Genomic DNA, 20,790 nt, shown 5'->3' with positions numbered 1-20,790 from the left:
CACCCGGTGAAGCCCGCTTATCCGGAGCACCCGGTGAAGCCCGCTTATCCGGAGCACCCGGTGAAGCCCGCTTATCCGGAGCACCCGGTGAAGCCCGCTTATCCGGAGCACCCGGTGAAGCCCTCGTATCCGGATCAGCCGACGAAGCCGCACCACTCGAAGTAGCCCTCGAAACCGCACCATCCGCACCACCGGACGCGGAGGACGGGCCCGGCTCTCCCGGCTCGCGAACACCGGTGGCGACGACAAGGAGAGGCTGATTCTGGGAGGTGCGGTCGTCGGCGGCCCCGGTGAGATCTCCGGCGACGGTCGGGCCTGGTCCCTGCTCGGCGTGGTCTCCGGCGTGACGGCGGCGGGGCCCCATCCTTCGACCTGGAGGTCGCCGACGTCTGAAAAGCCAGATGGGCCGTGGGCGGGCCCTGACGGCCCCTCAGGGGATCTCGCAGGTCGGCTGTAAAGCCGGGCCCGGACGCCCGGGCCCGGCACACCGTCCCATCCGGGTTAGAGGCCGAATGCACCGCCCTCGACGAGGATGAGCAGCCCGAGGGTGATCAGGACCAACGGGAGCAGGACGTGCCCCCATCGGCTGAGCGCCTTGGCGATGACCGGTCGGGTGGCGAAGAAGCGGCCCGCGAAGCACCACACGGCCACCAGGGCCAGGAAGGCGACGGCATAGACGCTCATCCCGCCCAGGCCGGCGGTGGCGAACACGGGGACGTAGACACCGATGTTGTCGCCGCCGTTGGCGAAGGTGACCGCGGCGACCTCCAATGTCCTCGGGCCGCCCCCGGCCGTCTGCTGCTCGCCGTCCTCGTCCTTGTCCTCGCGGTGTTTCCATGTGTGCCAGGCCGACTTCAGGCCGAGTGCGAGGGGGAGCAGCCCGAGATACGGGATGGCCGACTCGGGCAGGAAGGTGGCGCCGAACGCCGCGGCGACGGCGACGGCGAGGATGGCGGCGAAGCCGACGTACTGGCCGAGCGTGATCCGGCGGGCGGAACCACGATGCCCCGCGCCCTGCGCGAAGAACAGGGACAAGAGCAGGATGTCGTCGATGTTGGTGACGGCGAACAGCCCTGCCGCCTGCGCGACGATGCCCAGGTTCACGGATGGATGTCCGTCTTGTTCGGCGGTCGGCGCAGTCCTGCGATGAGGAGTTCGACCAGTCGGCGCGCGTCGTAGCGGGGGTCGCTTTCCGCGCCGATGCAGAGGTTGCCGACGCCGCGCATGAGCTCGTAGGCCTTCAGGTCGGATCGGATTTCGCCGGAGGCGGCTGCCGCGTCGAGCAGTTGGGTGCACACGGGCACGAGGCGGTCGAGGAAGTAGGCGTGCAGTGTGTCGAAGCCGGTGTTGTCGGACTGCAGCACGGCAGCGAGTCCGTGCTTGGTGACCAGGAAATCGACGAAGAGGTCGATCCACTGTCCCAGCGCGGCGTGAGGGGTCGGGCTGCTCGCCAGCAGGGCCGGGCCGGCCTCGGCGCAGGCCTCGACCTGGTGCCGGTAGACGGCGACGATGAGATCCGCTCGCGTCGGGAAGTGGCGGTAGATCGTGCCCATCCCGACGCCGGCCCTGGCCGCGATGTCGCGCACCGGTGCTTCCACGCCCGACGTGACGAAGACCGCGGCGGCCGCGTCGAGCAGGGTCTGCTCGTTGCGCCGGGCGTCCGTCCGCTTGGGCCGGGCTGCGCGTCCTGTGCCCTTGTCGCTGTCGTTCACCGTGCCGTTCCCTCCGCCATCGGGCTTGCTAAAGCGGAGCGCTGTTCCGTATCGTAATCGGAGCGGCGTTCCGTTTTGCTCATCATGCCAGAGCAGGAGCCCCGCGACCAAGCCATTCCTGGTCGCAACGCACCGCCACCCACCCGCAATGGAGGAATACGGTCATGCAGTACCGCACCTTGGGCCGCACCGGTGTGCAGGTCAGCTCGCTCGCGCTCGGCGCGATGAACTTCGGCAGGATCGGGCGCACCACCCAGGACGAGGCCACCGCCATCGTCGACGCCGCGCTCGAAGGCGGGGTCAACCTCATCGACACCGCCGACATGTACAGCGACGGCGAATCGGAGGAGATGGTCGGCAAAGCCATCGCGGGCCGCCGCGACGACATCGTGCTGGCCACCAAGGCGGGCATGCCCATGGGCGACGAACGCAACCATCGGGGCAGTTCGCGCCGTTGGCTGGTCACCGAGCTGGACAACAGCCTGCGCCGTCTCGGCGTCGACCACGTCGATCTCTACCAGATCCACCGGTGGGACCCGAGCACCGGCGACGAGGAGACGCTGTCGGCTCTGACCGACCTGCAACGCGCGGGAAAGATCCGCTACTTCGGCTCCTCCACCTTCCCCGCCCACCGCATCGTGCAGGCCCAGTGGGCCGCGCGCGAGCATCACCTGGGCCGTTATGTCACCGAACAGCCGAGCTACTCGATCCTGCAGCGCGGCATCGAGACCCATGTCCTGCCGGTGACCGAGGAGTACGGGCTCGGAGTGCTGGTGTGGAGCCCGCTGGCCTCGGGCTGGCTGTCCGGCGCGGTCCGGGCCGGCCGTGCCGTCACCACCAGCCGCTCGACGTTCATGCCGCAGCGCTTCGACACCGGCCTGCCCGAGAACAGGGCCAGGCTCGACGCCGTCGAGCAGCTGGCCAAGCTCGCCGACGAGGCCGGACTGACGATGATTCAGCTCGCGCTCGGATTCGTGACCGCGCACCCGGCCGTGACCAGCGCGCTCATCGGCCCCCGCACACCCGAGCACCTGCACTCCCAACTCGCCGCCGCCGACATGGTGCTCCCGGCCGACGTGCTCGACGCGATCGACACGATCGTGACCCCCGGTACCGACCTGGCCCCGCACGAGAAGTACGACACTCCGCCCGCCCTGCTCGACCCGTCACTGCGACGCCGCTGACCGTCCGAGGAGGAACGCCAACCCCATGACACCCACACCCCGTGTCCGTTTCGGCATCATGACCGCTCCCATGCAGGTCGACTATCACGACGTCCTGCGGGTCTGGCGCGAGGCCGACACCATCCCGGCGATCGAACACGCCTGGCTGTTCGACCATCTCATGCCGATCGCCGGCGACCCGGACGGACCGATCTACGAGGGCTGGACGCTGCTCGCTGCCCTGGCCGCACAGACCCGCCGCCTGCGTCTCGGCCTCCTGGTGACCAGCAACCGATTCCGGCCGCCCGCCATGCTGGCCAAAATCGCCACGACCGTCGACGTCGTCTCCGGCGGCCGGCTCGACTTCGGCATCGGCGTCGGATCCCGGCCCGAGCCGCCCGAGGCCTGGCGTGAGTACCCGGCCCACGGCCTGCCCTTCCAGGACACCGCCCGGGCCGTGGAGAGCCTGGCCGAGGCATGCACGGTGATCCGGCGCCTGTGGACCGAGGAGAAGCCCTTCGACTTCCACGGCACTCACCACCACCTCACCGGAGCCTTCGGCAACCCCAAGCCCGTCCAGCGCCCCCATCCGCCGATCCTCATCGGCGGACGCTCATCGGCGACACTGCGAGTGGTCGCCGAGCACGCGGACCTGTGGAACATCCCGGGCGGCGACATCGACGACGCCGTCCGCCGCAGCGCTCAGCTGGACCGTTACTGCGCGGAGCTGGGCCGCGACCCCGCCTCGATCACCCGCTCGATCGTCCTGCCTGTCTCCTACGACCGTCCCGGCGCCACAAGGGACGCGATCGCCGAGGCGATCGACGCCGGCTTCCGGCACATCGTCCTGGGCCTGCCGTCCCCCTACCCCGCCGACGTCGCACGATGGGTGACCGACGAGATCATCGGCGCGTCGGCCGTCGTCTGAACCCGCTACGCGTGGCTGTGAGGCGGCGGGCTTCCCCTCCCGGGTGGTGAGGTGCAGGCTGGAATGGAGGCCGCTTCGCGATCCCGTGAGCGGGCTCGGGAAACCCGGTCTCGCCACTCCGAGTGAGCTCCTTGGGCTCGGCAGGAGGGAAGCGGGATGACAGAGCAGGTCACCACCACCGGTACGCGTTGGCACCTGACCGGCGACTGGTTCGATGTGTGCAAGTGCGCCATACCGTGCCCCTGCACGTTTGCGCAGCCCCCTACCTACGGTGACTGCGACGGCGTGATGGTCTGGCACATTCGAGAAGGCAACCTCGGCGACGTGCGGCTCGACGATCTCAACGTACTGATGCTCGGCTCCTTCGTCGGCAACCCATGGGCCGGCACGCACACTGACCCGTACGCCGCGGTGTTCCTCGACGAACGAGCCGACGAGCAGCAGCGCGGTGCACTCGGGATGATCTTCGGCGGTGAGGCCGGCGGATGGCCGGCCCAGTTCGGGGCGATGTTCCGACCGGAGATGCGCGGCATGGACATTGCACCCGTCGACGTGGAGATCGACGAGGACCTCGCCACCTGGCGAGCCGAGATTCCCGGCCGGGTCACGGCCACCGCCGAGGCACTCACCGGCCCGACGACTCCGGACGGCGCACGCGTCCAGGTCCACAATGCCCCGGGCGCCGAGGTCGGGCCGGGCCAGGTCGCCACCTGGGGGCGGGCCACAGTCGACCGTGCCGACGCGTTCGGCTTCTCCTGGGATTACTCGGGGACGTCGAGCAAATACTTCCCGTTCGACTGGAGCGGGCCCGACTGAGCGGAAACGTCGGCGGAGGGCCGTCGCCCCTGCGGTCGCTGTCGAGTCCGCCCCCAGGCGGCCCGGCTGCCCATGGGACGTTCCCGTTGGCGGAGCTCGCTTGGCGGACTCCGATCCGGAACGCTATCCGAACAGGCGTCGCTGGATCTCCCGCCGGTAGTCCTCAAGTGTCCTGTCGAGATGTGCCGCCGTAGCCTCGGCCGCCTCGTCGGGCCGGCCGTCACGAATGGCCCGGTAGATCATCTCGTGCTCCTCGACCGCGGACTCGGTGCCTTCACCGAGCGTGTCGTGGATCCCGATCGCGCTGGACTGCCGCTGCAGTCGGCGCGCGTCGCGCACGGCGCTGACGAGGAAGGTGTTGTGCGAGGCCGCGGCCACGCCCATGTGGAAGTCCTCGTCCGCCTGGTTGAACTCCTCGACCTGACCGTGGACGAACCCGTGGCGGCACTGCTGCATGGCCACCTCGATGGTCCGCAGTTCGGCGGGCGTGGCACGGGTGGCGGCCAGACTGCTCGCGGCCATCTCCTGGACCCGGCGGAACTCGAACAGCATCAGCACGTGATCGAGGTCGACGGGGCGGAAGAAGCCGCCCCAGCGGCTGGTGATGAGCATGCCCTCGTCGTCCGCGACGAACAGTCCGCGCCCCTTGTGCGCCCGGACCCGGCCGAGCGCCGAAAGGATTTTCACGGCCTCCCGCACCACCGCCCTGCTGGTGTTCAGCGTCTGGGCCAGATCGTTCTCCGTGGGCAGCCGATCACCTGCCACCAGACGGGCCTCGGCGATGAACTCGAGGATCCGCTCCGCCACGACCTCGTAGCCGGGCCGGTACTCACCCCGCCCGTCCGCGCCGCTCACCGCTGCCGCTGCAACGGGAGGTGCCTGCGTCGGCAAGGCCGCCTGGCCCGCGGGCGTGTCGTTCATCTGTCCTGCCTCCTGGCTGACGCAACTGGGGCGGCTGATCGCTGTGGAGCCGAACTCATCGTATCTCAAGCCTCAATGAGTCGTACTCATAAGGCAGGTAGATCCACATCGTGAGGTCGGGGTCTGAACTGGCATATATGGTATTTCATTGAACATTCCGCCCTTCTGAATGGCATCAGCATCCGCAAACCGACGAGATGATGCGGAAGAGGGCTGCACAAGCTCTTGACTGACCTCTTGATAAGGCGCCTAATTTCTTCCGCGACGGCAAGCGGGACGGCCGTCCGCGGCCACAGACGCCTGACCGGTACGGCCCGGCGTCGCCCCATCCTGGCGCCACCTGTCCATCCGCTCGGGGCGCCCTGTGAAACCAGTGGAGTCGCACATGACCGTCAACAAGCCTTCGTCCGGCCCAGAGAGGCTGTCCAGCAAGAGGCGTGCGGCGTTGCTGGCCGGCTGCGCGGCCACCGCGGCCCTGACCCTGACCGCCTGCGGTGGCGGCGCCACGGGGACGACGAACAAGGACGGCTTCGCCCAGGCGCCGCAGAAGGACGGTGCGTTGACCGTCTGGGTGGACGCGACCCGCGTGGAGGCCGCGAAGCTGTACCAGCAGCAGCACCCGGACGTGAAGATGAACATCGTCACCTACGACGGCGACGCCAACGGCTCGAACTATCTCCAGACCAAGGTCCAGCTGTTCAACCGCACCGGCAAGGGCTGGCCGGACGTGGTGTTCAGCTCCCAGAACAACGAAGTGACCTGGGCGGTCGACCAGAACTTCGCCGCTCCGCTCAACAAGGGCCTGATCCCCTCGGCGTCCTTGGGGAAGTTCGCCAGCGGGGCCAATGACGTCTGCACGGTGGGCGGCACCGTCTACTGTCTGCGCAACGACCTCTCCCAGGCGGTGCTCTGGTACAACGCCCCCCTGCTGAAGAAGTTCGGCTACACGGTGCCGACGACCTGGGAGGAGTACCAGAAGCTCGGCGAGAAGGTGGCCAAGGAGCACCCCGGCTACCTCGTGGGTGACGCCGGCGACTCCTTCACCCCCGAGATCTACCTGTGGGCGAGCAAGTGCGGCGCCAACCACATCACCGGCCCCAAGTCGGTGTCGGTGAACACCTCCAGTGAGGCCTGCACCAAGATGGCCAAGCTCATGGACGTACTCATCAAGAACAAGTCCATGTCCATCAGCGGGGTCTTCAGCACCGACTTCGGCAAGAACGAGGCCGACAAGGTCCTGCTGATGCCCGGCCCGGCCTGGTACGGCGGCGCGGTGTTCAAGGACACCTTCAAGACCCCGGCCAAGCAGATCGGCGCGGCGCCCATCCCCCAGTGGCAGGGGGACACCTCGCCGTCCACGGGCAACGTCGGCGGCGGCACCTGGCTGCTGTCCCAGCACTCCACGCACATCAAGGCCGCCACCGACTTCCTGAAGTGGGTCACCACCGACAACGCCTACCAGGGCGAAAAGGCGCCGGGCTTCCCCGCATACGCGCCCGCAGCGGAGAACTGGCTGAAGGGACAGGACGCCTCCGGCTACTTCGCCACCGACCTGAGCGCCCTCAAGGACGCCTCCTCCCAGGTCTGGAACGGCTGGGGCTCGGGCCAGTTCAGCCAGGAGGCGATCTGGGCCGCCACCGTCAAGCCCGGCCTGACCCAGGGCAAGAGCGTCATCTCGATGCTGCCGGCCTGGCAGGACTCCATCGTCAAGTACGCCAAGTCCAACGGATACAAGGTCTCCCAGTGACCCTCACCCACTCCCCGGCCGGCTCTGCCACCCGGCGCCGTCGCGGCGCCGCCCGGCAGAGCCGGGCCGGTATGGCCTTCGTCGCCGCGTACGTGGTCCTGCTGATCGCCTTCGGTGTCCTTCCGACTGCGTACGCGATCTACTTCGCCTTCACCGACGCCGGGGGCAGGATCACCGGCTTCGCCAACTTCGTCACCACGGCGCAGGACTTCCGCTTCCTGGACGCCGTGGGCCACGTCGCCGTCTACCTCGTCTTCTGGCTTCTGTCCCTGGCGGTGTTCGTGGTGGCCCTGGCGCTGCTGCTGCACCGCCTGGCCTCGGGTTCCGCCAGCAAGGCGCTGCGTTTCCTCTACTACATCCCGGGAGCGCTCGCCGGCGCCGCGAGTGTGCTGGTGTGGCTGTTCATGCTCGACCCGACGGTCAGCCCGGTCAGTTCGCTGCTGGGCGCGCTGGGATTCCACACCTTCGGCGAGGTGATCGCGCCCGGCAACCTGCCCCTGCTGTTCACGATCATCGCGTTCTGGACCGGCGCGGGCGGCTGGATCGTCGTCATGTACGGCGCGCTCAACAACATCCCCACGGACGTGATGGAAGCCGCGCGCATCGATGGCGCGGGCGCCTGGAAGACCGCCTGGCACGTGCAGATCCCGATGCTCCGCAAGTGGATCGTGTACATGGTGATCCTGGCGTTCGCGGGCGGCGCCCAGCTCTTCGTCGAGCCGCAGTTGCTCTCCCTCGCCAGTGTGGGCGTGGCCGGACGCGACTACTCGCTGAACCAGCTGACGTTCGACTTCGCCTTCCAGATGAACAACATCAACGGCGCCGCCGCGGTCTCGGTGGAGCTCCTGGTCGTCAGTGTGTCGGCCGCCGCCCTCTTCGTCGCACGGTCGGGGTTCTTCGATGCCGACTAAAGCCCCTGGCAGTCGAGTCGCCGCAACGGCGAGCCGGGAACGGGAAGCACCCCTCATGAGCCGATCTCACCACCAGCCACCGCACCGCCGCCGCTCCCCTCAGCGTCTGGCCTCCCGGCTGCTGACCGGATCCGTACTGGCCGCGTTCCTCGCCTTCTTCGTGCTGCCGGTGGTGTGGCTCGTCCTCGCGGCGACCAAGACCGACCAGCAGTTGGTCCACGACAACCCGCTCTCCTTCGGCTCCTTCCACGCACTGAAGGCCAACTGGGACGCGCTCACGGCGTTCCAGGACAACGCCGTCATGCAGTGGCTGGGCAACTCGGCTCTCTACGCGGTGATCTCACTGGTCATCACACTCGCCGTCGCCATTCCCGCGGGATACGCCCTGGCCATGACCGAGTTCCGCGGCCGGCACACCCTGCTGATCGCGACCCTGGTCGTGATGCTCATGCCGAACGCCACGCTGGTGGTCCCGCTGTTCCTGGAGATCAACGCGGTGCACCTGATCGGCACCATGTGGTCGATCATCCTGCCGTACTCGTTCTACCCCTTCGGCGTGTACCTGACGTACATCTACTTCACCACCGCCGTACCGAAGGATCTGCTGGCGGCGGCACGGATGGACGGCTGCTCGGAGTTCCGCGTCTTCTGGCACATCGCGCTGCCGCTGGCGACCCCGGTCATCGCGCTCGTGGGCTTCTTCAGCTTCGTCGCCAACTGGACCAACTACTTCCTGCCGTACGTCATGCTCCCCGAGAGCAGCCAGATGCCCATCCAGGTGGGCGTCGGCACCCTGCTCAGCAACGTGCCGTCCTTCAACCCGGCCGTCGGCACCCTCGCGATCGAGCGCCCGCAGCTGGCTCTGGCGACGCTCGTGGCCATCACTCCCGTACTGATCGTCTTTCTCTTCGCCCAGCGCTTCCTGGTCAGCGGGATGCTCGCCGGCGCCACCAAGGAATAGCGGCCCTTCCGGCCGTAGTCCCCGGCGTGCGACGCCCCGCCGCCCACCCGAACGGAGATCCCCCATGCCCGACAGCTCCGCCGACCGCAGCCCGGCTGAGGACGCCCCCTGCGACCACCCGGCCCCGCCTCCCGAGATCGAGGCGGGGGTGCCGCTGCTCGAACCACCCGGCTGGGCCGTGGCCCAGCGGTCCCTGTTCGACCTCCTCGACCACGCCTGGCGGCGCTTCGCCCGCGACTTCACCGGCCCGGACGGACGCCTGAACTACTCCGGCCCGCTGACCACCCGCGACGGTGTGGACGACTTCTACGAGGTGTTCTTCAACTGGCCCCAGCTGTACCTCCTCGGCGGCGCCGACGACCTGCTGCCCGCCAGTGAGAAGCACTGGGAGGGCGTGACCCGCCAGCTCACCGAACTGAACATGTTGCACGACGAGTTCGAGCGCGGCTACGACTGGTTCCACCAGGGGGAGAGCCTGCTGCTGCTCTACTTCCTGTGCATGGCCGCCCCCGACCGCTGGTCCGAACGCGCCCTGCGCTTCGCCGAGTTGTACATCGACCCGGCCAAGGGCAACTACGACCCCGAACACCGCGTCATCACCCGCCCGCACAACGGCAGCGACCCCGACCGCACGGGCCTGTTCGACGGTGACGTCTATCCCTGGCTGCTCAAGGAAGCGCAGACGTACGGCTTCCCGCTCGACTGGATCCCCGAGGCCGACGGCGGCCCGTACCCGCTCTCCGCGGACCCACGTCTCGGTGCGCAGATGCGGGACCGGATGGGTGTCGGCGACACCGCGGTCAGCCTCGCCGCGGCCGGGCTGGTCCTCAACGCCTGGATCCTGTCCGGCGAGGAGCGCTACCGCGACTGGATCGTCCAGTACGTCGACGCGTGGCGGGAGCGCACCGAGGCGAACGGCGGTCTCATCCCGGACAACGCCGGCCCGGACGGCGTCGTGGGCAGCCTGCTGGAGGGCCGCTGGTACGGCGGCCACTACGGCTGGTCCTGGCCGCACGGCTGGCACAGCGTCGGCCACGCGGCCTGCGTGGCGGCCCTGGCGGCGGCCACGGTCACCGGGGACGACGACTACCTCTCCATGGTCACGACCTCGCTCGACACCCTCATCGGCCACGCCAAGGTGATGCCCCACACCGAGGCGGACTCCAGCCTCCCCTCCAAGTGGGCGGTCGAACTCGGCCCGGACATCCACACACCCACGCTCCACCTCCCCTTCCGGCACAAGGACTCGGGCTGGTTCGACTACAACCCGGCCACCGCGCCGGTCCCGGTGGCCCTGTGGCACCACACGGCCTCCGACGCCGACCGCGCCCGGCTGGAGGGGCTGCGCGACGCCGACGGCATCGACTGGCGTACCGTGCGGCCGTTCCGCGCCAAGGAGGAGTCCGGGCACGAGAAGGCCTGGTTCGCCTTCCTCGCCGGCGACGACCCCGGCTACCCCGAGCGGATCCTCGCCACCGCGCAGGCCCAGGTCCGCCACCGCCTGCGCCGCATCGAGCGCTACCGCGACCTGGACGTGCCCGAGGCCGACATCCATGTGTGGCAGCAGTGCAACCCCGTGGCCACCGAGGCCCTCGTCCAGCTGACCTGGGGCGGCCCCCAGGTCCTGTACAACGGTGGCCTGCAGCAGGCCCGGCTGCGCTACCACGACGCCGAGGCCCGCCGTGCCGGCCTGCCGCCGGACGTGGCTGCACTGGTCACCTCCATCGACCCCGAGGCGACCACCGTCGAACTGGTGAACCTCTCACCTGAGGCTGAGCGCACGGTGATCGTCCAGGCCGGCGCCTTCGCCGAGCACGCCATCACCGCTGTCCGGTACACGACCTGCGCGGACGACGCCTGGATCGGGGACATGTACGACTACGGCCACACCGAGCCCGTCGTCACCGAGACGGAGCAGGGTTGCGACGGCGCCTTCCTGGCAGTCCGGCTGCCCGCGTCCACCCGTATCCGGCTCACGCTGCGCCTCCGGCTGCGCGCCCACGCCGCCAGCTACCGCACACCGTTCGACACCCCGGAAGGTCGGCCCTCTCCGGGCACGGAGGGACAAACCGCATGAAGCGCATCGCCCAGACCATCAGGCTCCGGCCCGAGCACCGCGAGGAGTACCTCGAACTCCACTCGGCCGTCTGGCCCGGAGTCGAAGCCGCCCTGCACAGGGCGAACATCCGCAACTACAGCATCTTCCTCCACGCAGATGTGCTGTTCGCCTACTTCGAGTACCACGGCGACGACTTCGAGGCCGACATGGCCGTCCTCGAAGCCGACCCCGAGACTCAGCAGTGGTGGAAACTCACCGACCCCTGCCAGGAGCCCTGGCCCGACCGGGGCGACTCCCGCCAGTGGACGGAGCTCCCCGAGATCTGGCACCTGAACCCGCCAGGTGACACCACCAGCGCCTGACACACCTCGCCCCAGACTCACGTGGCCCCGCCCGACGTGGACCGACCCGACTTGGACCACCAGTGACCCCCACCACCGCCCCACTCATCGACGCCCACCACCACCTGTGGGACCTCGACCGGCGTCCGCAACCCTGGCTCGACGACCCCGCCCTGGCGGCGATCCGCCGTACCTTCACCCCCGACCACCTGCGTACCACCGCCACTCACCGCATCGCGGGCCGCCGTCTGCACAGCACGGTGGCCGTCCAGTGCATGCCGGACGTGCCCGAGACGGAGGACCTGCTCGCGCTCGCGGAGCGGGAGCCGCTGATCGGGGCCGTGGTCGGCTGGGCGGACCTGACGTCCCCGGGGATCGGCGACCAGCTCGACGGGTTGCTCACCGGGCCGGGCGGCACATATCTGCGGTCCCTGCGTCACCTCGTGCAGGGCGAGACGGATCCGGAATGGCTGCAACGCCCCGATGTCGAACGCGGGTTGGCGGCGGTCCGGGACCGCGGGCTCTGCTACGACGTGCTCGTCCGCAGCCACCAGCTCGACCAGACGATCCGGCTGGCCGAGCGGTTCCCGGACCTGCCCCAGGTGCTCGACCACGCCGGCAAGCCGCCGATCGCCGACGGTGACCTCGCGGACTGGGAACGCCAGGTGCGTCTGCTGGCCGTACACCCGCACGTGGTCTGCAAGGTGTCGGGGCTGATCACCGAGGCGGACCACGAGAAGTGGACCGTCGAGGACATCCGCCCCGTGTGGGACGTCCTGCTTTCCGCCTTCGGCCCCGACCGGTTGATGTTCGGCTCAGACTGGCCGGTCGCGAACCTCGCGGGCGGCTGGAACCGCTGGGCCGCCACGGTGGACGAACTGCTCGACGGATGTTCCGCCGACGAGACCTCGGAGATTCTCGCGGGCACCGCGACCACCTTCTACCGCCTCACTCGTACTGAACGGACCTTGGGATCACGATGACGCTTGCATGCCCGAGCCCGGCATGAAGTACGACTACCGGAGCGCCCCGGTCGACCTCGTCCAGCGGGCGTCGGCCATCGCCGAAGTCTGCGAGCAGCACGGCACCACCCTGCCCGGCGTCGCCATCGCCACCCAGGGCATGCGAACCGCCGAACAGGTCGAACGCAACGCTGAGCTCCATCGCCGGCCCGTCCCCGCCGGCCTCTGGGGCCATCTCCGCGCCGAAGCCTGATCAGAGCCGACGTACCGACCTCGGGCTCTCGCGTTGCACCGACTCCTATGGTCGCGACGTCGAAATTTCATCCGATATCCAGTTGGGAGTCCCTGTGAAACTGCTTCGAATCGGGGCTACGGGAGAGGAAATCCCGGCAGTCCTCGGCGAGGACGGACGCATATTCGCCCTTGCGGAGCTGACCGACGACATTGACGGGGCGTTCCTCGCCACCGGCGGGACCGACAGAGCCGCGGCAGCGCTGGCCGCCGGACAGCTGCCCGAGGTCGACCCGGCCGGGCTGCGCATCGGCGCGCCGGTCGCCCGCCCGGGCAAGGTGGTGTGCGTCGGCCTCAACTACCGCGACCATGCGGCGGAGACCGGTGCGGTCGTCCCCGAGCGGCCGGTGGTGTTCATGAAGGACCCGGCGACCGTCGTCGGGCCGTACGACCAGGTGCTGATCCCGCGCGGCTCGGTGAAGACCGACTGGGAGGTGGAGCTCGCGGTCGTGATCGGCCGGGAGGCCCGCTACCTGGCGAGCCCGGACGAGGCGGCGGCGCACATCGGCGGATACACCATCAGCCATGACGTCTCCGAGCGCGAGTTCCAGCTGGAGTACTCGGGGCAGTGGGACCTCGGGAAGTCCTGCGAGACCTTCAACCCGATGGGGCCTTGGCTGGTCACGCCGGACGAGGTGGCCGACCCGCAGGCGCTCGGACTGCGGCTGGCCGTCAACGGTGAGACGAGGCAGGCCGGCGACACCAAGAACATGATCTTCGAGGTCGGGTACCTGGTCTGGTATCTCAGCCAGTACATGGTGCTGCACCCCGGTGACGTCATCAACACCGGCACCCCGGCCGGTGTGGGCCTCGGCCTGCCCGGCACCCCGTACCTGCGCGCGGGCGACATGGTCGAAGTGTCCATCGACGGCCTCGGCACCCAGCGCCAGACGTTCATCAACGCGTGAAAGGCCCCATGTTGGCAGCATCCGCCGCGCGGATCATCGCCGTCGACACCCACGACATCCGCTTCCCCACCTCACGTGAGCTCGACGGGTCGGCCGCCATGAACCCCGACCCCGACCACTCCGCCGCCTACGTGATTCCGCGCGCCTCGGCCGACGGGCTCGAGGGCCACGCCACCATGCGCCAAGAGGAGTCGCAGGCATGACGACGAGAGACCTCGAAGGACTCACGGCGTTGGTCACCGGAGGCGCCTCCGGGATCGGCCTCGCCGCCGCGTCCCTGCTCGCGGAACGCGGCGCGCGGGTCGCCGTCCTCGATCTCGACCCCGCATCGCTGAAAGAACCGCTACGGGGCTTCACCGCCGACGTCTCCGACGACACCTCCGTGCGCGCGGCGGTCGACGCTGCGGCCGCGGTACTCGGCGGAATCGACATCCTGGTCAACAACGCCGGTATCGGTGCGATCGGAGGCATCGAGGAAAACTCGGACGAGCAGTGGCACCGCGTCCTGGACGTCAATCTGCTCGGGGTCGTCCGGGCCACCCGGGCCGCCTTGCCGTACCTGCGCCGATCCGCCCACGCCTCGGTGGTCAACATCGGCTCCATCGTCACCACTACGGGCCTGCCGCAGCGGGCGCTGTACTCGGCGAGCAAGGGCGCGGTGCTCTCGCTCACCCTCGCCATGGCGGCCGACCACGTTCGCGAGGGTATCCGGTTCAACTGCGTCAATCCCGGCACGGTCGACACCCCGTGGGTCGGCCGGCTACTGGAGGCCGCTCCCGACCCGGCCGCCGAACGCGCCGCCCTGAATGCCCGTCAGCCCACCGGCCGCCTGATCACCGCTGAGGAGGTGGCCGCTGCCATCGTCTACCTGGCCTCTCCCGCGGCCGCCTCGGTCACCGGCACCGCCCTCGCGGTCGACGGCGGCATGGCGGGCCTGCGCCTGCGACCGGAGGAGAAGCCATGACAGCGCGCCGGAACATGCTCGGGCCCGGGCCGGTACAGGTCAGTGAACTCGCCTTCGGCGCGGCAGCGATCGGCAATCTGTTCACCCCGGTCACCGACACCGAGGCCGAGAAAGCCGTCGTCGCCGCCTGGGAGTGCGGTGTCCGGTACTTCGACACCGCCCCGCACTACGGCCTCGGCCTGTCCGAGCGCCGGCTCGGCACCGTGTTGCGCGGCATGCCCCGCGAGGAGTACACGATCTCCACCAAGGTCGGCCGTCTCCTGGAGCCCACCGGCTCCGGTGACGGGGACGACCTGGCCCACGGCGGCTTCGCGGTCCCCGCGACGCACCGCCGCCGATGGGACTTCAGCGCCGAGGGCGTACGCCGCTCACTGGAGGGCAGTCTCGAGCGCCTGGGCGTGGGCCGGATCGACATCGCCTACCTGCACGACCCGGACGACCACGCCGAATGGGCCCTCACCGAGGCCTACCCGGAGCTGGAACGCCTGCGCGCCGAGGGCGTGCTCGGCGCGATCGGCGTCGGCATGAACCAGGCCGAGTTGCCTGCCCGGTTCGTCCGTGAGACGGACATCGACGCCGTGCTGCTGGCCGGCCGCTACAGCCTGCTCGACCAGCGAGGCCTGGCCGAGCTCCTGCCGCTCGCCGCCGAACGTGGCGTCGGCGTGGTGGTCGGCGGGGTCTTCAACTCCGGCCTGCTCGCCGACCCGAAGCCCGGCGCCACCTTCGACTACGCCGCAGCCCCCACCGAACTCCTCGTCCGGGCCACGCAGTTGAAGGAAGCGTGCGAGCGGTACGGCGTCCCGCTGCGCGCCGCAGCGCTCCGGTTCCCCTTCGGGCACCCGGCCGTCGCGTCGGTCCTGGTCGGCACCCGCAGCGCCGACGAGGTGCGGGACGCCGCCGCGATGGTCAACCACCCCATTCCCGGCGCGCTCTGGGCGGAGCTCAAGGAACGCGGACTGCTGCCCGCCCACGTACCGACCCCGGCCGAGCCGTGGTGACCGTCCTGGAGCGCCTCGGCCACACGGTCGAGGGTCGGGAGGCCCTCCGGTACGGCCTTCGCGCTCAGGGCTGATGCCATGCCGAGGAGTGGGTACGGTGAGGCCGGAAAGCGATCGCTTTCCGGCCTCACCGCCTACCGCCCCCGCGTCGGGTCACGCCGTCACTGGATCGTCCAAGCCTGGTTGGACTGGTTCAGGGGCATCCACTGATCGACGGCGGCTCCGTTCGCCGTCGATCCGTTGCTCACCTCCAGGATCTGCCTGTTCTCGAAGTTGCGGATGAGGTACCCACCGCTGGTCGGCTCACATCGCGTGGGTGATGGGGGCGGCGAATCACGGTGCCCGGCTCCGGTGCCCCAGGCGCGTGGAGCCAGCGCGCAATTCGGGGTCGTCGCGGCGGGTGAGGGTGCCGACGAGCCCCGCGTACCTATGCCGGTGTCGGCTCGGCCGTCCGCTCCAGACGGACGATCACGCTCTTCGACGTCGGGGTGTTGCTGATGTCCGCGACGCTGTCGAGCGGCACCAGGACGTTGGTCTCCGGGTAGTACGCGGCGGCCGAACCCGGGGGAGTGGAGTAGCCGACGACGCGGAAGCCGTCCGCGCGGCGCTCCGAACCGTCCGACCAGATGCTGACCAGATCGACGAGGCTGCCGTCGGCGAGACCGAGGTCGGCGAGGTCGGCCGGGTTCACCAGGACGATGCGGCGGCCCCCCTTGATGCCCCGGTAGCGGTCGTCCATCGCGTAGGGGATGGTGTTCCACTGGTCGTGCGAGCGCAGGGTCTGCAGGACCAGGTGGCCCTTGGGCGCCTGGAGCATCGTGAAGTCGTTGACGGTGAAGACGGCCTTGCCGCTGGGCGTGCGGAAGACACGGGAGTTGACCGGGTTGGGCAGGCGGAAGCCGCCGGGGCGCCGTACCCGCTCGTTGAAGTCCTGGAATCCGTCGACGACTTGGGCGATGCGGTCGCGGACGAGGTCGTAGTCGGCCTCGAAGTCCTCCCAGGGGATGTCCGGTTCATGGCCCAGGACCCTGCGGGCGAGGCGGCTGATGATGGACACCTCGCTCAGCAGATGTGCCGACGCGGGGGCGAGCCGGCCGCGCGTGGTGTGCACCTCGCTCATGGAGTCCTCGACCGTCATGAACTGCTCGCCGCCCGCCTGGACGTCCCGGTCGCTGCGGCCGAGCGTCGGCAGGATCAGTGCCGTGCGTCCGCACACCGCGTGCGAACGGTTGAGCTTGGTCGAAATGTGCGCAGTCAGACGGCAGTTGCGCAGGGCGCGCTCGGTGACGTCGCTGTCGGGGGTCGCGCGGACGAAGTTGCCCGCGACGCCGACGAAGACCTTGGCCTGTCCGTCGCGCATGGCCCGGATCGAGTCGACGGAGTCCAGGCCGTGCTTGACCGGCGGGGTGAACGCGAACTCCCGTCCCAGCCGGTCCATGAACGGCTGCGGCATGCGTTCCCAGATGCCCATCGTGCGGTCGCCCTGCACATTGCTGTGCCCGCGCACCGGGCACACGCCCGCGCCCGGACGGCCGATGTTGCCGCGCAGCAGAAGGAAGTTGACGACCTCGCGGATGGTCGGCACGCCGTGCTTGTGCTGCGTCAGCCCCATCGCCCAGCAGACGATGACGCTGCGGCTGGCCAGGACCCGCTCATGCACCTGCTCGATCTCGTCCCGGGTCAGCCCGGTGGCCTCCAGGACCGCATCCCACGACGCCTCGCGGATGTTCGCCACGAAGGCGTCGTAGCCCGTCGTGTGCGACTCGATGAACTCACGGTCCAGGACGGTGCCCGGTTCCTTGTCCTCCGCCTCCAGCAGGAGCAGGTTCAGCGCCTGGAACAGGGCCAGGTCGCCGCCGGGGCGTATCTGCAGGAACTGGTCGGCGATGTCCGTGCCGCGGCCGATGACGCCGCGCGCCTTCTGCGGATGCTTGAAGCGCAGCAGTCCCGCCTCGGGCAGCGGATTGACCGCGACCACACTGCCACCGCGGCGCTTGGTCTCCTCCAGCGCGGACAGCATGCGCGGGTGGTTGGTGCCGGGGTTCTGCCCTACGACGAAGACCAGGTCGGCGTTGTAGAGGTCGTCGAGGCTGACGCTGCCCTTGCCGATGCCCAGGGTCTCGTTCAGGGCCGAACCGCTGGACTCGTGGCACATGTTGGAGCAGTCCGGCAGGTTGTTGGTGCCGAAGGCCCGCGCGAACAGCTGGAGGAGGAAGGCGGGCTCGTTGGCCAGCCGCCCGGAGGTGTAGAACAGCGCCTCGTCCGGGTGGTCCAGGGCGCGCAGTTCGCGGGCGAGCAGGTCCAGTGCCTCGGCCCAGCCGATCGGCTCGTAGTGGGTCGCGCCCTCGCGCAGCACCATCGGCTCGGTCAGCCGGCCCTGCTGGTTGAGCCAGTAGTCCGACTTCCGGCTCAGCTCGTCGACCGAGTACTGCCGGAAGAAGTCCGCGGTCACCCGATGTGAGGTGGCCTCGTCGCTGATGTGCTTGGCGCCGTTCTCGCAGTACTCGTTGCGGTGCCGCTCGCCCGGCGCGGGCTCGGGCCAGGCGCAGCCCGGGCAGTCGAAGCCCTTCGCCTGGTTGATGTTGAGCAGGGTCAGTGCGGTGCGCTTCGGCGAGGTCTGGCCCAGCGCGTACTTCAGGGCATGCACGACTGCGGGAGCGCCGGTGGCCCACGTCTTTGGAGCCGTGACCGACAGCCCGTCCTCGCCCGGATCCTCGATGTCCCGCATCGTCGACCACCACGCCCTCTCCGCTCATGCGCCCCCACACTGTTCGTCAGTGCGTCGGGCCAGGTCAAAGCGGCAGTTCCGATCGCCTGACAGGCAGCACCGATCAGTGCTGCGTGGGGGGCCACCGGCGTCGTACGGCCGGATTCGGTGGATCATTGAGACGTGCTGCTCCGCCAACTCGAGTACCTCGTCGCCCTCGCCCGAGCCCGCCACTTCGCCAAGGCGGCGCAGGCCTGCTATGTCTCCCAGCCGGCCCTGTCCGAGGGAATCCGCAAACTGGAGGAAGAACTCGGCATCCCCCTGGTCCAGCGGGGCCGCAGGTTCGACGGCCTCACACCGGAGGGCGAGCGCGTCGTCCTGTGGGCGCAGCGCATCCTCGCCGACCGCGACGCGATGCAGGGCGAGATCCAGGCACTGCGAGCCGGGCTGAGCGGCCGGCTGCGCATCGGGACCGTACCGACCGCGTCCACGGCCGTAGCGCTGCTGACCCAGTCGTTCTGCGCCGCCAACCCGCTGGCGACGGTCCAGGTGTTCGCGGATCTGCAGTCCGTGGACATCGTGAACCGACTCCAGACGTACGAGCTCGACGCCGCCGTGACCTACCACAGCACTGTCGTCGAACACGGCTTCAAGTTCGTCCCGCTGTATCAGGAGCGCTACGTCCTTCTGATGCAGCGCTCCGCCGGCGACTCCGGCCCGGCCGAGATCTCCTGGGACGAGGCCGCCCAGTACCCCCTCTGTCTGTTGCATCCCGGGATGCAGGGCCGCCAGGTCCTGGAGGCGGCCTTCGAGGCGGTCGGCGCCTCCGTGACCCCCCGGGTCGAGACCGACTCCATCGCCTCCCTGTTTGCGCAGGTCAGGGCCGGTCACTGGGCGAGCATCGTGCCGCACGCCTGGCTCCATGTCTTCGGTGTGCCCGCAGGTATGCACGCCGTTCCCCTGGTCCGCCCGGTCCGCACGGAACGCATCGGCCTGGTTCTCCCGGCGCGCGAGCCCGTCTCGGTGATCGGAAAGGCACTCGTCGACGCCGTCGGCCAGGCGGGCGTCGCGGCCGCCCTGGAACGACTGCCCGACTGACCAGGGGGTGAAGACACTGCCTCGTTCCGGTCCGTCGTGCCTGCGGAGGACAAACCGGATGGCGGCTACCGCGCTTTCAGTAGGCCGGTGCCAGCACAGGGACGACGACGGGGAGGGCCCTGCCCGGCGAGCCTGATGCCGTATCCGAGCCCGGATGCGCTGTGGCGGCGGAAGGCAGGACCGCGGATGAGAACTCGTACAAGGCTCGGGCTGGCGGCGGCCGTCTCGTGCGCCGCGCTCGTCACCGCGGTCGGTATCGGCCGCGGCGGTCATGGCGGTGTCGCGTCGCCCCTGTTCAAACCCCCGAACGGACCTTATGTCGCACTGGGGGACTCCTATACGGCCGCTCCGAAGGTCCCCGGCCAGAGCGGGAAACCCGCCGGCTGCGAGCGCTCCGACCGCAACTACCCCGCGCTGGTCGCCCGTGAACTGGGCCTGAAAGAGGCCGAGTTCCGCGACATGAGCTGCAGCGGAGCCACCACGGCCGACCTGTTCGCAGCGCAGTCCACGGACCAGGGGACGAATCCGGCCCAGCTGTCGGCGGTGTCCACCGCGACCCGGCTGGTCACCCTGGGCATCGGCGGCAACGACATCGGCTTCAGCTCGCTGATCACCACCTGCGTCCAGGCCGGCGTCCGCTACCAGCTGGAGAACCGCATCGGGGACCCGGAGCCGGACAAGGCGCCCTGCAAGCAGCGGTACGTCTCCGGCGGCACCGACGACCTCGCCGCGAAGATCGAAGCAGCAGGAGGGCGGCTGGCCGGCGTGCTGCACGACATCGAGCGCCGGGCGCCCAAGGCCCGGGTGTTCGTGGTCGGCTATCCGGCGATCCTGCCCGCCGAGGGCGCCGCCGGCTGCGGACACGCCCTGGGGCTGGCACCGGGCGACGTCGGCTTCCTGCGGCAGCAGGAGCAGCACCTCAACGCCATGCTGCGGAGCCGGGCACGCGCCACCGGGGCCTCGTACGTCGACACTTACACGCCCTCCGCCGGACGTGACGCCTGCGCGGAGCGGGACGTGCGCTGGGTCGAGCCCTTGATCCCGGCGGCTTCGGCGGCGCCCGTGCACCCCAGTGAGCGGGGCGAGCGCGGCATGGCGCAGGCCGTGCTCCGCGCGGTCCGAACCTCCGGCTGACGCGCTCGTCGTCGTACCGGCGCACGAGACGACCGCCCGGACGCGTACTGCGGATTCAGTAGACGCTCCTGCGATTTCAGTAGGCCGCAGTCCCAGTAGCCGCACGACGACGAGAAGACCCCTGCCAGGACAGCCTGGGTGGGCAAACGAGAGCAGATGTGGAGTTCCC

The 20,790-nt window shown here is 69.5% G+C and carries 20 protein-coding genes and 1 pseudogene; 16 read left to right on the top strand and 5 right to left on the bottom strand.

Annotated features, from left to right (window positions below; all coding sequences use genetic code 11):
• Positions 1-501: 501 nt before the first annotated feature.
• Together ACFY10_RS47505 and ACFY10_RS47500 are read right to left on the bottom strand one after the other, a co-directional pair.
• On the bottom strand, positions 502-1,104 hold the full coding sequence (locus ACFY10_RS47505; RefSeq protein WP_390671630.1) for a cadmium resistance transporter: 603 nt from the start codon (positions 1,102-1,104) through the stop codon (positions 502-504).
• Entirely contained in the window at positions 1,101-1,712 is a 612-nt protein-coding gene (locus tag ACFY10_RS47500; RefSeq protein ID WP_390671629.1) for a TetR/AcrR family transcriptional regulator, read from the bottom strand. Before ACFY10_RS47500 ends, ACFY10_RS47505 begins: the two co-directional genes overlap by 4 nt.
• A gap of 164 nt (positions 1,713-1,876) precedes the next feature.
• Here ACFY10_RS47500 and ACFY10_RS47495 point away from each other — a divergent pair, with 164 nt between their 5' ends.
• From ACFY10_RS47495 to ACFY10_RS47485, 3 genes are all read left to right on the top strand, one after another.
• A complete protein-coding gene (locus ACFY10_RS47495; protein ID WP_390671628.1) occupies positions 1,877-2,896 on the top strand; it encodes an aldo/keto reductase in 1,020 nt (339 codons plus the stop codon).
• Positions 2,897-2,921: 25 nt separating this feature from the next.
• Positions 2,922-3,803 carry an LLM class flavin-dependent oxidoreductase gene (locus ACFY10_RS47490; protein WP_390671627.1) on the top strand — a complete coding sequence of 294 codons (882 nt, stop codon included), beginning with the start codon at positions 2,922-2,924 and terminating at the stop codon, positions 3,801-3,803.
• A gap of 156 nt (positions 3,804-3,959) precedes the next feature.
• Positions 3,960-4,619, top strand: coding sequence for a DUF1326 domain-containing protein (locus ACFY10_RS47485; protein ID WP_390671626.1), 660 nt, complete (start codon positions 3,960-3,962; stop codon positions 4,617-4,619).
• Positions 4,620-4,742: 123 nt separating this feature from the next.
• Here ACFY10_RS47485 and ACFY10_RS47480 read toward each other — a convergent pair whose 3' ends face one another.
• Positions 4,743-5,540 carry a FadR/GntR family transcriptional regulator gene (locus ACFY10_RS47480; RefSeq protein ID WP_390671625.1) on the bottom strand — a complete coding sequence of 266 codons (798 nt, stop codon included), beginning with the start codon at positions 5,538-5,540 and terminating at the stop codon, positions 4,743-4,745.
• A 385-nt stretch (positions 5,541-5,925) separates the two neighbouring features.
• On the opposite strand from ACFY10_RS47480, the gene ACFY10_RS47475 reads away from it, so the two are divergent.
• The 11 genes and pseudogenes from ACFY10_RS47475 to ACFY10_RS47425 all read left to right on the top strand — a co-directional run bounded on the left by ACFY10_RS47475 (position 5,926) and on the right by ACFY10_RS47425 (position 15,682).
• Positions 5,926-7,287 (top strand): ABC transporter substrate-binding protein, encoded by a 1,362-nt coding sequence (locus ACFY10_RS47475; protein ID WP_390671624.1) that lies wholly within the window; start codon positions 5,926-5,928, stop codon positions 7,285-7,287.
• Positions 7,284-8,198 (top strand): carbohydrate ABC transporter permease, encoded by a 915-nt coding sequence (locus tag ACFY10_RS47470; RefSeq protein WP_390671623.1) that lies wholly within the window; start codon positions 7,284-7,286, stop codon positions 8,196-8,198. Before ACFY10_RS47475 ends, ACFY10_RS47470 begins: the two co-directional genes overlap by 4 nt.
• Positions 8,199-8,253: 55 nt before the next feature.
• Complete coding sequence (locus tag ACFY10_RS47465; protein ID WP_390671622.1) at positions 8,254-9,159, top strand: carbohydrate ABC transporter permease; 906 nt, start codon at positions 8,254-8,256, stop codon at positions 9,157-9,159.
• A 64-nt stretch (positions 9,160-9,223) separates the two neighbouring features.
• Positions 9,224-11,236, top strand: a complete 2,013-nt coding sequence (locus tag ACFY10_RS47460; RefSeq protein WP_390671621.1) for a hypothetical protein — start codon at positions 9,224-9,226, stop codon at positions 11,234-11,236.
• Positions 11,233-11,580 (top strand): L-rhamnose mutarotase, encoded by a 348-nt coding sequence (locus tag ACFY10_RS47455; protein ID WP_390671620.1) that lies wholly within the window; start codon positions 11,233-11,235, stop codon positions 11,578-11,580. The genes ACFY10_RS47460 and ACFY10_RS47455 overlap by 4 nt, the downstream gene beginning before the upstream one ends.
• Before the next feature lie 62 nt (positions 11,581-11,642).
• Complete coding sequence (locus tag ACFY10_RS47450; RefSeq protein ID WP_390671619.1) at positions 11,643-12,542, top strand: amidohydrolase family protein; 900 nt, start codon at positions 11,643-11,645, stop codon at positions 12,540-12,542.
• A gap of 7 nt (positions 12,543-12,549) precedes the next feature.
• Positions 12,550-12,774 carry a hypothetical protein gene (locus ACFY10_RS47445; RefSeq protein ID WP_390671618.1) on the top strand — a complete coding sequence of 75 codons (225 nt, stop codon included), beginning with the start codon at positions 12,550-12,552 and terminating at the stop codon, positions 12,772-12,774.
• Positions 12,775-12,868: 94 nt separating this feature from the next.
• A complete protein-coding gene (locus tag ACFY10_RS47440) occupies positions 12,869-13,720 on the top strand; it encodes a fumarylacetoacetate hydrolase family protein (protein WP_390671617.1) in 852 nt (283 codons plus the stop codon).
• An 11-nt stretch (positions 13,721-13,731) separates the two neighbouring features.
• A pseudogene (locus ACFY10_RS47435) lies at positions 13,732-13,890 on the top strand (fuconate dehydratase); the annotation flags it as partial.
• Between the two features lie 29 nt (positions 13,891-13,919).
• Positions 13,920-14,684 carry an SDR family NAD(P)-dependent oxidoreductase gene (locus ACFY10_RS47430; RefSeq protein WP_390671616.1) on the top strand — a complete coding sequence of 255 codons (765 nt, stop codon included), beginning with the start codon at positions 13,920-13,922 and terminating at the stop codon, positions 14,682-14,684.
• Entirely contained in the window at positions 14,681-15,682 is a 1,002-nt protein-coding gene (locus ACFY10_RS47425; protein WP_390671615.1) for an aldo/keto reductase, read from the top strand. The genes ACFY10_RS47430 and ACFY10_RS47425 overlap by 4 nt, the downstream gene beginning before the upstream one ends.
• A 161-nt stretch (positions 15,683-15,843) precedes the next feature.
• On the opposite strand, the gene ACFY10_RS47420 is transcribed toward ACFY10_RS47425, so the two are convergent.
• Both ACFY10_RS47420 and ACFY10_RS47415 read right to left on the bottom strand, forming a co-directional pair.
• The gene (locus ACFY10_RS47420; RefSeq protein WP_390671686.1) at positions 15,844-16,056 is read right to left on the bottom strand and encodes an RICIN domain-containing protein; all 213 of its coding nucleotides are present in this window, start codon (positions 16,054-16,056) and stop codon (positions 15,844-15,846) included.
• Between the two features lie 53 nt (positions 16,057-16,109).
• The gene (locus ACFY10_RS47415; protein ID WP_390671614.1) at positions 16,110-18,410 is read right to left on the bottom strand and encodes an FdhF/YdeP family oxidoreductase; all 2,301 of its coding nucleotides are present in this window, start codon (positions 18,408-18,410) and stop codon (positions 16,110-16,112) included.
• A gap of 162 nt (positions 18,411-18,572) precedes the next feature.
• Between ACFY10_RS47415 and ACFY10_RS47410 the strand changes: the two genes are divergently transcribed.
• Both ACFY10_RS47410 and ACFY10_RS47405 read left to right on the top strand, forming a co-directional pair.
• Positions 18,573-19,487: a LysR family transcriptional regulator gene (locus ACFY10_RS47410; protein WP_390671613.1), complete on the top strand. Its 915-nt coding sequence runs from the start codon at positions 18,573-18,575 to the stop codon at positions 19,485-19,487.
• Between the two features lie 186 nt (positions 19,488-19,673).
• Positions 19,674-20,621, top strand: coding sequence for an SGNH/GDSL hydrolase family protein (locus tag ACFY10_RS47405; RefSeq protein ID WP_390671612.1), 948 nt, complete (start codon positions 19,674-19,676; stop codon positions 20,619-20,621).
• Positions 20,622-20,790: the final 169 nt, after the last annotated feature.

The organism is Streptomyces sp. NPDC001401 (assembly GCF_042895385.1).
Classification (GTDB): domain Bacteria; phylum Actinomycetota; class Actinomycetes; order Streptomycetales; family Streptomycetaceae; genus Streptomyces.
Note: the sequence above shows the minus strand (reverse complement) of the source record. Positions and strands in the feature narration are given on the sequence as shown.